This is a genomic window from Pseudomonas sp. MT3 (genome assembly GCF_054720805.1).
In genome coordinates, this window is sequence record NZ_JBTVPY010000006.1 from 182,808 (window position 1) to 195,785 (window position 12,978).

A 12,978-nucleotide genomic window follows, 5' to 3' on the forward strand; every position below is an offset into this window, starting at 1 on the left:
ATGCAGGCACGCCCCGCCATCGCCGCCGCGCCTGCTGATGCGGGCGAAGACGCAGCCGTCGTCATCGAAGGCGTGGACAAGCATTTCGGCGACGTAAAAGCCCTGCGGGGCTTGAACGCGCGCATCCACTATGGGCGGCTGACGGGGCTGGTCGGCCCCGACGGCGCCGGCAAGACGACGCTGATGCGGATTCTGACCGGCCTCTTGGTGCCGAACGCCGGCCACGTCACCTTGGCCGGCTATGACGTGGTGAAGAACAACGACGCCATTCACGTCGCCAGCGGCTACATGCCGCAACGCTTTGGTCTGTACGAAGACCTGTCGGTGATGGAGAACATGCGCCTGTATGCGCAGTTGCGCGGCATGGATGCCGATCGCAACGCCGATCTGTTTGCCGAGCTGTTGGAGTTCACGCGGCTAGGCCCCTTTACCAAGCGCTTGGCCGGCAAGCTCTCCGGCGGCATGAAGCAGAAGCTGGGCCTTGCCTGTGCGCTGATGGCGCGGCCCAAGGTGCTGCTGCTGGACGAGCCCGGCGTGGGTGTCGACCCGGTCAGCCGCCAGGATTTGTGGCGCATGGTGCAGGCGCTGACCGATGAGGGCATGGCCGTGGTCTGGTCCACCGCCTATCTCGACGAGGCCGAGCGCTGCGAGAGCGTGCTGTTGCTGAACCAGGGGCAGCTCCTGTTCGATGGTCCGCCGCAAGCACTGACCGCGCAGCTCGAAGGCCGCAGCTTCCGTCTGGAAGACGTCGGTGCTGAGCGTCGGAAGGTTCTGACCGAGGCACTCGACCTGCCCAGCGTGAGCGATGGCGTGATCCAGGGCGCCGGCGTGCGCGTGGTGTTGCGCGAGGGCGCAGACACGGGACAGGTCCAAGCTCTTTCCGATCAGGCGCAGGTGCGGCTGGTGCAGGTGCCTGCGCGCTTCGAAGACGCCTTCATCGATCTGCTCGGTGGCGGCCCCGGCGGCACTTCGACGCTGGCCGAGCGTCTGTCGCCGGTTGAGCTGGGTTCCGACATTGCCGTCGTGTCGTGCCGAAACCTCACCAAGCGCTTCGGCGAGTTCACCGCCACCGACAACGTCAGCTTCGAGGTGCAAAAGGGCGAAATCTTCGGCCTGCTCGGCCCTAACGGCGCCGGCAAGTCCACCACCTTCAAGATGTTGTGCGGCCTGTTGAAACCAACTGCTGGCGAAGCGCATGTGGTGGGCCATGATCTGCGCCGCGCCACCGGCGCAGCCAAGAGCCGGCTCGGCTACATGGCGCAGAAGTTTTCGCTCTACGGCCTGCTCTCGGTGCAGCAGAACCTGGAATTCTCGGCCGGCGTCTACGGACTGGAAGGCAACACCCGGCGCGAGCGCATTGCCGAGATGATCGAAACCTTCGATCTGGGCGACTGGCTGTCCGCCACGCCCGATTCCCTGCCGCTGGGCCACAAGCAGCGCCTGGCATTGGCTTGTTCGCTGATGCACCGGCCGCCCGTGCTGTTTCTGGATGAACCCACTTCGGGCGTGGACCCGATCACCCGGCGCGAATTCTGGACCCACATCAACGGACTGGCCCGCAAGGGCGTGACCATCATGGTCACCACCCACTTCATGGACGAGGCCGAATACTGCGACCGCGTGGCCATGCTCTCGCGTGCGCAACTGATCGCGCTGGATACGCCCGACGCGCTCAAACGTTCGGCGGTCAGCCCCGAACGACCCGACCCGACGATGGAGGACGCCTTCATTCACCTGGTGGAGTCGTCAGACCCCGAGCTGGAGGCCGCCACATGAACGGCGCCACAATGCACAAAGACGGGAATGGACCACTGCAGACCGACCTGCGCCATTTTGATTTGCGGCGCTTAATGGCCTTGGTCACCAAGGAAAGCTACCAGGCGCTGCGCGACCCCTCGACGCTTCTGATCGCGTTCGTGCTGCCGGTGGTGTTGTTGCTGTTGTTCGCCTATGCGGTGTCGCTGGATGCGAAGGATGTCCGCGTCGGAGTGGTGCTGGAGTCGCAGGGGGCGTCGGCCCAGGCGCTGGCGGCAGCCTTTTCCGCCACCGACTATCTCGATGCGAGCTTTGCCCATGATCGCCGGGAGGTGGCCGACAAGCTGGTGTCCGGCGAGTTGCGCGGCTATGTGGTCATCCCGCAGGATTTCGAGCAGCGCCTGGCCCAGCGTGGCAGCGAGCCGCTGGTACAGATCATCACCGATGGCTCTTACCCCAATACGGCCAATTATGTCGAAAATTACGCCCGCGGCGTGGTGCAGTCCTGGCGTGCCGGGCTGGACGTTGCAGCACCGGAGCAGTCCATCGTGCTGGAGCCGCGCTACTGGTTCAACCCCGAACTGGAAAGCCGCCGCGCACTGATTCCCGGCGCCATCGCCATCGTCATGACCATCATCGGCACCATGCTGACTGCACTGGTGGTGGCGCGCGAATGGGAGCGCGGCACCATGGAGGCGGTGCTGTCCACGCCCGCCTCGGTGGCCGAAATCCTGATCGGCAAGCTGCTGCCGTATTTCGTGCTCGGCATGCTATCCACACTGGGTGCGGCGGCGCTGGCGGTGTTCGTGTTCGGCGTGCCGATGCGAGGCTCGCTGGCGGCGCTGCTACTGCTGTCGGCGGTATTCATGGTACCGGCGCTGGGTCAGGGTCTGCTGATTTCCTCATTGGCACGCAACCAGTTCCTGGCCGCGCAGATCGCGCTGTTCACGGGTTTTCTGCCGGCTTTCATGCTGTCGGGCTTTCTATATGAGATCGACGCGATGCCCGCGCCAATCCGGGCCATCACCCGGCTGGTTCCGGCGCGTTACTTCGTCGATTCGCTGAAGACGGTGTTCCTGGCCGGCGACATCTGGGCCGTGTTCCTGCCCAACCTTGCGGCCATGGCGGCGATCGGGGTGCTGTTCTTCGTGATCGCCAAGCGCGCCACGCGCAAGAACCTGGAGTGACGCGATGTTGACTTCCGCATTCTCGTTCACCCGCCTGCGCGCCCAGTTCATCAAGGAAGTGCTCAGCGTCCTGCGCGACCCGCGCAGCCGCATGGTGGTGTTCGTGCCGCCGATCCTGCAGTTGCTGGTGTTCGCCTTTGCTGCGACGCTGGAAGTGCGCAACGTCGATATCGCCGTCTACGATCAGGATGCGGGGCGCTGGTCGCACGAACTAGTGCAGCGCCTGGACAGCGCGCGCTTCATCACCCACGTCCGGCATGTCGACAGCCAGCAGCAGCTGCACGAGCTGATCGACCGTGGCGAGGTGATCGCCGCGCTCGCCATCCCGGTGGATTTCTCGCGCTCCATCGCTGCCGGCGAAAGTGGCCGCGCCCAGGTACTGGTCGATGGTCGGCGCAGCAACTCGGGGCAGATCACCGTGGCCTATCTGTCTACCATCGCCGCTGATGTCGGCGCTGAGGTCGTGCCCGACGCCCAGGCACCGACGCCAGTGGTCGTGCGCCACTGGTTCAACCCGAATCTGGTCTACCGCTGGTTCATCGTGCCCGGCCTCACGGGCATCCTGGCGCTGTTCAGCGCGCTGCTCATCACCTCGCTGTCGATTGCGCGCGAACGTGAACTCGGAACCTTCGACCAGTTGCTGGTGTCGCCCACCTCGACGCCAGAGATCATCATTTCCAAATCACTGCCGGCACTCGCAATTGGCACTGCGCTGGGCCTGTTCATGATCAGCGCGGGCGTCTTCCTGTTCGGCATCCCGTTTACGGGCTCGTTTGCGCTCCTGCTCGCCAGTCTGGTGCTGTTCATCCTGTCGGTGGTCGGCATCGGTCTGATGATTTCCGCGGTCAGCATGACGCAGCAGCAGGCCATCCTGGGGGCGTTCGCCGTCGGCGTGCCGGCGGTGCTGATGTCCGGCTTTGCGACGCCTGTGGAAAACATGCCTGTCGTCCTGCAATGGCTGGCTCAGGCCATTCCACTGACCCATTTCCTCATCATCGTCGAAGGCAGCTTTCTCAAGGCCATGCCGCCCGGTGACATTCTCGCCAGCCTGTGGCCGCTGGCGGTCATCGCCCTGGCCACGCTGACGATGGCCACCGTATTCGTCCGAGGACGCCTGCAATGAAATCCAAGCCCCGCACTCCCTTTCTTCGCGCAACCGTCACCGGCCTGACCCCTGGGCGCGCGCGTCCGCTCGCGCTGGCCCTGTCCTGCGTGCTGCTGACTGCCTGCGCAAGCGTGGGCCCCGACTACCGCGAGCCGCCGCCGGTCGACGTCGGCAGCGGCTGGAGCTTGCCGTTGGCAAGCGAATCCCAGTCCGCAGACTTGAGCCAATGGTGGTCTGCACTGGACGATCCCATCCTCGATCGCCTGATGGCCACGGCGCTGGCACAGAACCTGGATCTGCGCCAGGCTGCGGCACGCATCGATGAGGCACGCGCCCTGCGCGATCGTGTGGCCGGCGAGGCATTGCCCACCGCCGCCGCTGGCGCGAGCGTCAACCGGCGCCGTCAAAGCGAGAACGGACCCCTGCCCGTAGGTTCGATCCCCGGCCTTGACGCCACGCAGACCATCTACGACGCGGGCTTCGACGCGGCCTGGGAGGCCGACTTGTTCGGGGCCAAGCGGCGGGCGCTGGAAGGCGCCAGCGCCCGCCTGCAGGCGACCGAAGCCGAGGCGCAGGGCGTACGCATGCGCATCGTGGCCGAGGTCGCGCGCACCTGGTTCACCGCCGTCGGCGCCCGCTACGAGTTGCACGCACAACAGGCCACACTGGATACGCTGCAGCAGACCTTGGAATTGGTGCGCCTGCGGCATGCGCTGGGCGACGCGTCGGCCGCCGACGTGGAGGCGGCGTACGCCCAATGGACAGCAGTCAACGCGCTCATCCCGGATATCCAGGCGCGTCAGCGCGCCGCGATACTCAGCTTGGGCGTGCTGCTGGGCGCGCCGCCGGAGCGGGAGCTGGCACTACTGGATGGCCCCTTGACGCCGAGCACGCTGCGGGCGCTGCCGGTGGGCGAGCGCGCAGAGATGCTGCGCCGGCGCCCGGACGTGCTGGCTGCGGAACGTCGCCTGGCAGCGAGTTCCGCCGACATCGGCGTGGCCACGGCCGAGTTGTTCCCCAAACTCTCCATCGGTGTCGGCGGCGGGTTCCAAGCGCTCAGTACGGGCGATTGGTTCGATGCATCCAGCTCGCGTTTTTCCATCCTGCCGCTGATTTCCTGGCGCCTGTTCGACGGCGGCCGTGTGCGCGCCGAAATTCGGGCACGCGAGGCGGCCGAGCGGCAGGCTGCGCTGGCCTACGAGCAGGCGGTGCTGGCGGCGCTGGGCGATGCCGAGCGCGCGCTGGGCGACTATCACGGCGGGCTGGACACACTGGAGCGCCGCGGCATGGCACTGGATGCCACGCGCGTGAGCTACGGCCACGCCAAGGCCCGCTACGCCGCGGGCGACATCGCCCTGGTCGAACTGCTGGCAGCCCAGCGCAGCCTGCACGAGGCCGAAACCGCAGCCGCGCGGGCGCATACCAACGCCGCCGTGCAATTGGTGGCGCTGTACAAGGCCCTTGGGGGTGGCTGGGGCGAGTCCATGGCTGTGCAGCAGCAAGTCAGCTGGCTCGCCACGGTGCCCGAGGATGGCTAAGCGCTGCGTTGGCTGGATTGTTTAGCGAATGGGCGATGAACATCTCAAGGATTTCGCGCCTCTCCACCATGCGCGAGTTGTCAACGTAGCGCCTTGCGTACGAAGACATCGAGCTTCCCAAGCCTGGATGCTTCTTGCACGAACATAGCAACCGTTCGTCAGACCCAAAGTCTTCATCAACAACATCAACGGAGAAACTCGTGAGTCAGCCCTTAAAACTAGGATCGTTCTTCGCCGTCTCGCTTTCCGTGATTTTGGCAACCTTCGCCACGTCACTTGGTGCGCAGTCCGTAGAGACGGCAAAGCCAATGGGGCTTCGGACCATAATGAAAAGACTTGACCATGATATGCAAGCCGTCACGGGCGCGATCTCCAAAGAAGATTGGTCATTGGTTGCCGAGTTGGCACCAAGAATTGCCAAGCATGCCGAGCCACCTATTTCGGAAAAGATGCGCATTCTCGCCTGGCTTGGAGCAGAAGCCGGAAAGTTTCGAGGCTTTGATGGAAGGGTGCATGATGCCGCGACTGCCATGGGTGAAGCTGCTAAGCGGAGTGACGGCCAAGCAGTCATCGTGGCCTTCGCCAAAACACAGCAAAGCTGCCTAGCCTGCCACCAAAGTTTCCGTCCCTCGTTCGTTAAACATTTCTATGGGGAGCAGTAGCATGGGCGCACCTGTGCGGTCTGTAATAGCTTCGAGCCGGCGACGTGAGCCGCTATCCTCTGGCCGATCCCGGCCGGCGGACAGCGCATAATTGGCGGAGCCATTGGAGCATTATCAGTAGCGGGTTTAGAGCATGACTGCTGTCGGGATTACGTCAGAGTATGCACGGGACCAGATCGACCACCTTGGAGTCGCTCTGCTTTGCCTGTAGAACTCGGTTCTCGGCTATCAAAACCTCGTTGATGGAGGCGAGGCGGGCGACCTTGGCGCGCAGTTCCTCTATCTCCTTGCGAAGCGCGCGATTCTTCTCACGCTCCGCACGGAGATCTTGGTGCTTCACATCGCGTTGGGCGCGACTAGAGCGCCCCTGAGCATCGCGGATCGCCTCGGCGATTATGGGGTAGTGGTTGTGGATCAGCGCTGTCGAAACGCCCGCCTCGCGCGCCACAGCGGCGATAGTGACCTTGGTTTCCCCGGTATGTGCCCGACCACGCTGGATGCGGGCGAGCGCGAGTTGCAAATCCCGCTCGCGGGCGTCCGAGGGCTTGCGTATGGTCGTCATGCTACGTTCGCCTCCGGGTCGTATCCAAGCTGCACAAGCACGTCACGGCAGCGCCCCAGGTCGCGCAAGATGCGCTGGCGGCCACCGTCACCAATGTCGTTGCAATCCAGCAACCCCTTCAGGTTGTCGTAGAGACGCTGGTATATGCCAACGTGGCCGCGCCCAATCACGGCGTTGTTGCAGTCGCCGCAGCGCGTCCGCTCCAGGGTGTTGCCGACGCAACGGTCGTCGCTGGCGGTACACCAGGCGTGGCCATTGCTGCGGATCGTGGTGCTCTCGGCAATTGAGGTCACCATCGAGGCATGGCTCTTGAAGATGGCAAGGTTCGCCGGATCGCGCCGCCAGCGTTTGATCGAGCGACCGTAGCCGCCGGCCAGCGGTTCGTCCCCCATCCAGGTGTCAACGACGCCGAACTTGATGTCTTCGAGTTCGGCCTGGATGTCGTTGTACAACTCGATGTCGAAGTGCTGGCCCCAGTCCTGGTCCATGGCGTAGCCCAGCGTCATGTCCATGGACCAGTGCGCGTAGTGCTCGCGGAGGTAGCGCAGGTCGCCGAACTGGCTGTGCGCCGCGTAGTTGGCGAATTTGCGGCGGAATTGATGGCTGGCGAGGTTCCAGTCCAGCGCACCGCCCTGCGCGAACGCCTTGAGGGCATCGTTCCATGCGATGCCCGACAGGGTGCGAACCTGATTACCCTTTGCAGGGCTCACCCCGAGAAAGAGCGCATGCTGATGCTTATGCGCCTTGGCGATTTCTGGGTCGCGCGGGTTGACCCTTCGCCGCTCGGCGATCTCGGCGGCGATCATGGCCTGATACGGCTCGGCCCAGCGCTCCATCAGGCGTAACACGTGCACGGCGACCTCGGGGATCATCCAGTCGTGGACCCCAGTGTCGGTCTTATCCGACCTGGAACGCAGCCAGTGATAGATCGTGCCCTCGTCGTCCTCGGTGCGGTGGTGCGCACCCGACCGAACGTTGGCCAGTTCGTGGTTGCGGCAACCGGAGGTGCTGGCCAGCACGATGTAGCAGGCGGTTCGTAGATCAAGGATCGCCTGGTTGAACGCCCCCAGGCCGCCTTCCCAACCAAAAGCGGTGAGGTGGCGGTTTTTAGCCTCTATGACTGTTCTAGTAACCTGTCTTCTTCGCTCTGTGGCGACGGCATTGAGGGTGTCGCGCAAATCGAGTAGGGCCTTACCGTGCTGAACCTGCTCATAGGCCCTCTCGAACAGGGTGCAGAACACCTCATCCGGCATCAGAGGTGTTTTGCCGCCCTGCTTGCGGACCGCCCAGCTGCCGGCCATCGCATTCGCCGAGGTATCGGGCCAAGGATGCTGAGGGATCGGGTCGTGGGTGTACTGGCTCAGTTCATGAAGCGCCTCGACCGCCATGAAGCGACGCTCAAGGGCGCTCTGGGACAGCGGCTTGCCCCGGCTTCGGCGCGTCTGCCGGTGCGCCCGACACTCGGTAACGTAGTTCGCGCAAACCATGGGAGTCACCGCGCCGAAGTAGCTGAGTTTGAGCGCGTTTAGATGCCGTAGGAAGGGCAGCGCATTCTCAAAAAAATTGCGCAAAGTGCTCGCTTTGGGCCGCTTCTGCCCCGCGCGACCGCGCCGCAGGTAGCGGTACAGCAGGGCCTTCATCACCTCCTTAAACGCAGCGGGCACGCGACTGAAGTCTTGGTGCCGCAAGTTGTCTGGCACGTTGTTGGTAAAGCCGTCCAACTGCCAAATGTCGTCGCCATAGCGGCTGAGGATGACCCAGTGTCCATCGACTTGGATGGCGCTCACGATGAGCGCGTCGCGGTCGCTCTCGGGCAGCCCGCGTACATCCCCCGGCCGTGACTCGATGCTCGCCCAAGGCAGCATGACCACGTTGTTGTCGCTCATGCAAAGATCTCCAACTTCTCCACCACATCGGACGACCAGAACGGGTGCGGCTCGCGGTGCGCACGCTCTCGGGCAGCTTCGACGGCCGCCGGCTTGAAGGTCCCGCGTCGCAGCCCCTCTGCCACGATATAGTCGTCAATCAATCGAGGAATGTGCGCGTATTCCCGCGTCCAGCGCCGCTTATCCATGCGCGTACGCTCCGCGAATACGCGGAAGTAGAAGCTGAATAGGCGGTGCAAATCTTCCCCCGTCACCGCGTAATGCTTGCAGCGCAGACAGTTGAGGAACGAGAAACACGCTGTCCCTTCACGTTTCGGTGCGTACTGGCCGTTCACCGGGTCGCCACAGCGCCCCATTGGGGTGGTCTGGTAGGTCGCGCCGATGGTGCGGGTCAGTAGCTCTTGAACCAGTATCTCGCCCATAAATCGCCAGTTGCGCCTCGCGTCTCCGCTAGGTGCCAAATAATTTCGCTCGGCCACCTGGGGCGTGTTGCCAAGCGCGATGGCCGTGGTCACCAGGTCGCCCGCTAGTAACTCGAAAATTCGGTTGGCGAACGTTTTGCGTAGGCGAGAGACGTTGATGCGCAGCGGCTGGCCGTCGATATCGGTGAGCGCGTGGTCGGCCACGAGTTTCTTGATCGCCAACTTCAACGTCCCATCATTCAGTGCAATGACGCTGCCGCGCCCTGGGCCGCGGTGCACGCGATACAGCCACACACGCTCCTTGAGGTCGTCCGAGGCCTCCGCACGCAGCGGTTCGCTGTGGGCAAGGACGCGCCGAATCAGGCGCTCGACATTGGTCTTGACGGTTGGCGTGGACTCCAACAGGTGTGCAGCCGTGCTCTCGGCGCGCAGCGCCACCTTGTGGCTGGTGTGCCCACGGCGCTTCCAAAGGACCAGGAATACGCTGTTATCCTTGGGATGAGCGCGCAGGCAATCGCGCTCCATCTCCAGCAGCGGCGTGGAATTGCGCCCGGTGTGCAGCGCTACGGTCAGCAGGGCATAAGCCAACAACTCGCCGGTTACCGGGGCGTCGTCGTGCCAGATCGGCATGACCGCTTGCCTGAGCGCGGTGGTGAACGCCTGCCGCTGACGCTTCGGCAGCGGCGTTTCGCCTTTACTCTTTCCGCTGCTGTTCGGGAACGGGTTTGGTGGAAAAGTCGCATCGTCCCCTGTGGTGACCAGAGAAATTAGCCCACGCTGGCCCAACGCGTGAAGGACGGACTTCGTGCTGGTGTAGTGGCTCCTCTGGCTAAGGGTGGTTATGCCCAGTCCGGCGAGGTGGCCAAGAAACCCGTCAATTACGGCGCGATCAATGTCGTCCAGGGTCAGCCCGCGCCTGAGCGCGGTTGCGCGCAGCACTATGTAGTTGAGGAAGTGACGTAAACCACCTTTACAGATGCTCGCTACGGAACTGGCCTCGAGCCCGCCGTCCTGCCGGGCCAGGAAGCGCTCAATCTGCCGCTGGCAGGCGTAGGTGATCGGATCGATGCCCGTGCCGTACCAGGGTGCGAAGTCGAAGCCCCGGGAGCGCGTGGCATTGCGCCCGAAGGCGACCGTAGTCGTGGCCGGCGGAATCGCCTCGGGGAGAACGACGACACGACCCGCCGAGTCGCGGCTGTGCTCGACCTGCGGGACGCTGAGGTCGGTCCTGTTGAATACCTTACGTTTGCCCATCAGACCGATCCCAACCCTTCGTTCAACTCATCGTCGTAGGCCAGCACCGCGTCGTCGGCCAGTTCGTTGACCAGGTGCAGGTACACCATCGTCGTCTGGATCGAGCTATGGCCGAGCTGCCGCTGCAAGAACACCAGCGGCTCCACGCTGCCTCGGTTGCGCTGAAGCGCGACCAGGGTATGGGTGGCGTAGGTGTGGCGCAGCATGTGCGTATGGACTCTGATACCGGCCCGCTTGCCGGTTTCCCGGACGATACGCTCAATGCGCTTGCCATCATCGGCGAAGGGTTCACCAAACTGGTTCAGGAACAGCGGCTCGTGCTGGGTGCGGTTCAATGAGGCCCGCTCACCGCGAACCTGCACTACGTAGCGATGCAAATCGGCGAGGAAGCGGCGACTTATGTAGATGTCGCGCGGCTTGCTGCCCTTGGTGCGCATGCCATGGCCATCGTGAGGATCGAGGTGAATCCGGATGTTGCGCTCGCGCCTACCGGCTTTATCCGGATCGAAGATGTAGGCAAGCGGGAAAGAGGCGATTTCCTCCCGGCGCAGTCCAGTCTGAAGTCCGAGCCGAATCATCATTCGGTGATGCGGATTTTCCTGCGTCGCCAGCAACGCCTTGATTTCATCCATGCTCAGAAACCTCGGCAGCGCCCGATGCTTGCGCGGCATGATGTCGTTCACCATGGCCTTGCCGCCGCTGGCATCGACGTGGGCAAGGAAGCCGGGGGCACGTTTGACCGTCCGTTCCTCATAGCCAAACGGCAGTCTGCTCACCCATCCCTGCTGCTGTGCATACTCGTAGAACTTGCACACATAGTGCAGCCGTTGACGGGTTGTTGATGGGGCCAACTTGCACTCCACCAGGCAGTAGTCCCGGTAGGCCGCTACGACACTCTTGGCCTCGCCACGGTCCACGTCGCGCCAGTCAAGGTCATGCGCCTGGAGGAAACTGAAAAAGTCGTATAGCGCACGCCCCGGGCTTGGCCATGACTTCCGTGACCCAATAGCTCCACGCAACAGGTAGTGGCGAAAGAATTCATTGGCGGGGACGCAACTGTCCAGCGTGTCCCAAAGCAGGATCGGAAAGCCTGGATAAGGACGACCGGCAATCACCAAATCCTCGGTAGCCCACACAAGCTCCATCAACCTACCCCCAGCCTCTGACCTATCCCTATTGCTGCTAAAGCTATTTTTAAATCATTGTTTATAAAGCTACTTAATTTCTAACCTTTAGCAAGCCCCTGAACAACAATTTCTATGTCTCTTGCGAGAGGCTGTTCCGCCCCGACCTGCGCGGCCGGCCGGTGGTGGTGCTGAGCAACAACGATCTGAGGGATTGCTTCCGTTAGTAAATGAATTACAGTCCGCACCACCTTGATAGAAGCCTGAGAAATTACATTCCAGCCTCTGAAGGGGAGTCATCTGGATGGTGTTTAAGGCTGTGAAATGAGGCTGGTGTTCGCAACAAAAGACCTTGCTGTAGCGGGTCGATCATTCGAAGGTTTCCCTCTGTTGGTTGGCGCCGACGGTTGGCCAGTGGAGCCGGCGCAATCTTTCCTTTGGCACACGCTAGTCGAGTCAGGTGAGGCACTCAGTGCTCTGACGTGGGAGGCCTATGGACGCCGTCTGTTCGACTACTTCGCCTTCCTCGAGGCCAATGGTCTGGCCTGGAATGAGGAGAGTCAGGCAGATGGCCTGAGCGTCCTGTCGCGGTATAGAGACTGGTCGAGCGGTGAGTTGGAACTAGATCCCAGCACTCTGAACAAGCGACTGAACCTAATTGTGAGGTTCTACCAATGGGCCAAGCAGCGTGATCTGATCGCAGCGCTGCCCTTTGGCGAGCGAAGGGTCAGAGCGACTCCGCATTCCGGCTTCCTCAGTCACGTAGCTCGTCCTAACGCCGAGAGTACGAAGCCCTCAGTGATGGTGCGAGAGCGTAAGCGATTGACCAAATTCCTGACCAAAGATCAGGCTAAGGTTTGCCTCGCCCTCGATGCCGATCCAAGTCACCGGATCTTGTTCCATCTGATGGTTCGCACTGGTCTTCGCTCCTGCGAGGCGCGCACTTTCCCTTTCAAGTACGTCTTTAATCCTCGGCTGAAGAAGGGCCTCCGCCCTGGGCAAATGATCAGCGTGGCTCTCGAGCCATCGGACATGCATCTCAAGTACGGCCGCCCTCGAACAATTGACGTGCCTTGGTCGCTGATGGAGGAAATGTGGTCGTACACGCTTCATGAGCGCGAAGTACGGAAAGCGGCCGGCAACGGGCGCGCCACGGCCTTGGTGCTGACAAGGGAGGGGCGGCAGTACACGAAAGACTCCATCGTCGACGTGATGAAGGCGTATGAGCGCAAGTGCGGATTTTATGTTAGGGCCCACATGCTTCGTCATACCTATGGGACTTATACCCTTCTTGCCCTGAGGAAAAGCCGAGACTTTAAAGGAGAGCCATTGCTCTATGTCCGAGACAGGATGGGACACTCCGACGTTCAAACAACGATGGTGTACCTGCATCTCATTAATCAGCTAGAGGCTCAGTCTGTCCTTGCTCATGAAGACGAGATAGACATGATGTTTATGGCCGTCTCTACTCCAAGCATCTGAG

10 protein-coding genes and 1 pseudogene are annotated in these 12,978 nt (G+C 62.5%); 7 read left to right on the forward strand and 4 right to left on the reverse strand.

Annotated features, from left to right (window positions below):
- The 5 genes from ACYCAX_RS08545 (at position 1) to ACYCAX_RS08565 (ending at position 6,247) form a co-directional block, all read left to right on the forward strand.
- Positions 1-1,776 (forward strand): ATP-binding cassette domain-containing protein, encoded by a 1,776-nt coding sequence (locus ACYCAX_RS08545; protein ID WP_370601985.1) that lies wholly within the window; start codon positions 1-3, stop codon positions 1,774-1,776.
- Entirely contained in the window at positions 1,773-2,942 is a 1,170-nt protein-coding gene (locus ACYCAX_RS08550) for an ABC transporter permease (protein ID WP_370601986.1), read from the forward strand. The genes ACYCAX_RS08545 and ACYCAX_RS08550 overlap by 4 nt, the downstream gene beginning before the upstream one ends.
- A gap of 4 nt (positions 2,943-2,946) precedes the next feature.
- Positions 2,947-4,065, forward strand: coding sequence for an ABC transporter permease (locus ACYCAX_RS08555; RefSeq protein ID WP_247724250.1), 1,119 nt, complete (start codon positions 2,947-2,949; stop codon positions 4,063-4,065).
- Positions 4,062-5,585 carry an efflux transporter outer membrane subunit gene (locus ACYCAX_RS08560; RefSeq protein ID WP_370601987.1) on the forward strand — a complete coding sequence of 508 codons (1,524 nt, stop codon included), beginning with the start codon at positions 4,062-4,064 and terminating at the stop codon, positions 5,583-5,585. Before ACYCAX_RS08555 ends, ACYCAX_RS08560 begins: the two co-directional genes overlap by 4 nt.
- Before the next feature lie 200 nt (positions 5,586-5,785).
- On the forward strand, positions 5,786-6,247 hold the full coding sequence (locus tag ACYCAX_RS08565; protein WP_370601988.1) for a cytochrome c: 462 nt from the start codon (positions 5,786-5,788) through the stop codon (positions 6,245-6,247).
- 154 nt (positions 6,248-6,401) lie between these two features.
- Here ACYCAX_RS08565 and ACYCAX_RS08570 read toward each other — a convergent pair whose 3' ends face one another.
- From ACYCAX_RS08570 to ACYCAX_RS08585, 4 genes are read right to left on the reverse strand one after another with little or no spacing between them, the layout of a single operon-like run.
- Positions 6,402-6,809 carry a TetR family transcriptional regulator gene (locus ACYCAX_RS08570; RefSeq protein ID WP_370601989.1) on the reverse strand — a complete coding sequence of 136 codons (408 nt, stop codon included), beginning with the start codon at positions 6,807-6,809 and terminating at the stop codon, positions 6,402-6,404.
- Complete coding sequence (locus tag ACYCAX_RS08575) at positions 6,806-8,695, reverse strand: site-specific integrase (RefSeq protein WP_370601990.1); 1,890 nt, start codon at positions 8,693-8,695, stop codon at positions 6,806-6,808. The genes ACYCAX_RS08570 and ACYCAX_RS08575 overlap by 4 nt, the downstream gene beginning before the upstream one ends.
- Complete coding sequence (locus ACYCAX_RS08580; RefSeq protein WP_370601991.1) at positions 8,692-10,371, reverse strand: hypothetical protein; 1,680 nt, start codon at positions 10,369-10,371, stop codon at positions 8,692-8,694. Before ACYCAX_RS08580 ends, ACYCAX_RS08575 begins: the two co-directional genes overlap by 4 nt.
- Positions 10,371-11,516 (reverse strand): tyrosine-type recombinase/integrase, encoded by a 1,146-nt coding sequence (locus ACYCAX_RS08585; protein ID WP_370601992.1) that lies wholly within the window; start codon positions 11,514-11,516, stop codon positions 10,371-10,373. The genes ACYCAX_RS08580 and ACYCAX_RS08585 overlap by 1 nt, the downstream gene beginning before the upstream one ends.
- Before the next feature lie 98 nt (positions 11,517-11,614).
- On the opposite strand from ACYCAX_RS08585, the pseudogene ACYCAX_RS08590 reads away from it, so the two are divergent.
- Positions 11,615-11,701: pseudogene (locus ACYCAX_RS08590) on the forward strand (Y-family DNA polymerase); the annotation flags it as partial.
- A gap of 118 nt (positions 11,702-11,819) precedes the next feature.
- A complete protein-coding gene (locus ACYCAX_RS08595; RefSeq protein ID WP_010794485.1) occupies positions 11,820-12,977 on the forward strand; it encodes a tyrosine-type recombinase/integrase in 1,158 nt (385 codons plus the stop codon).
- The last annotated feature ends 1 nt before the right edge of the window (position 12,978 follow it).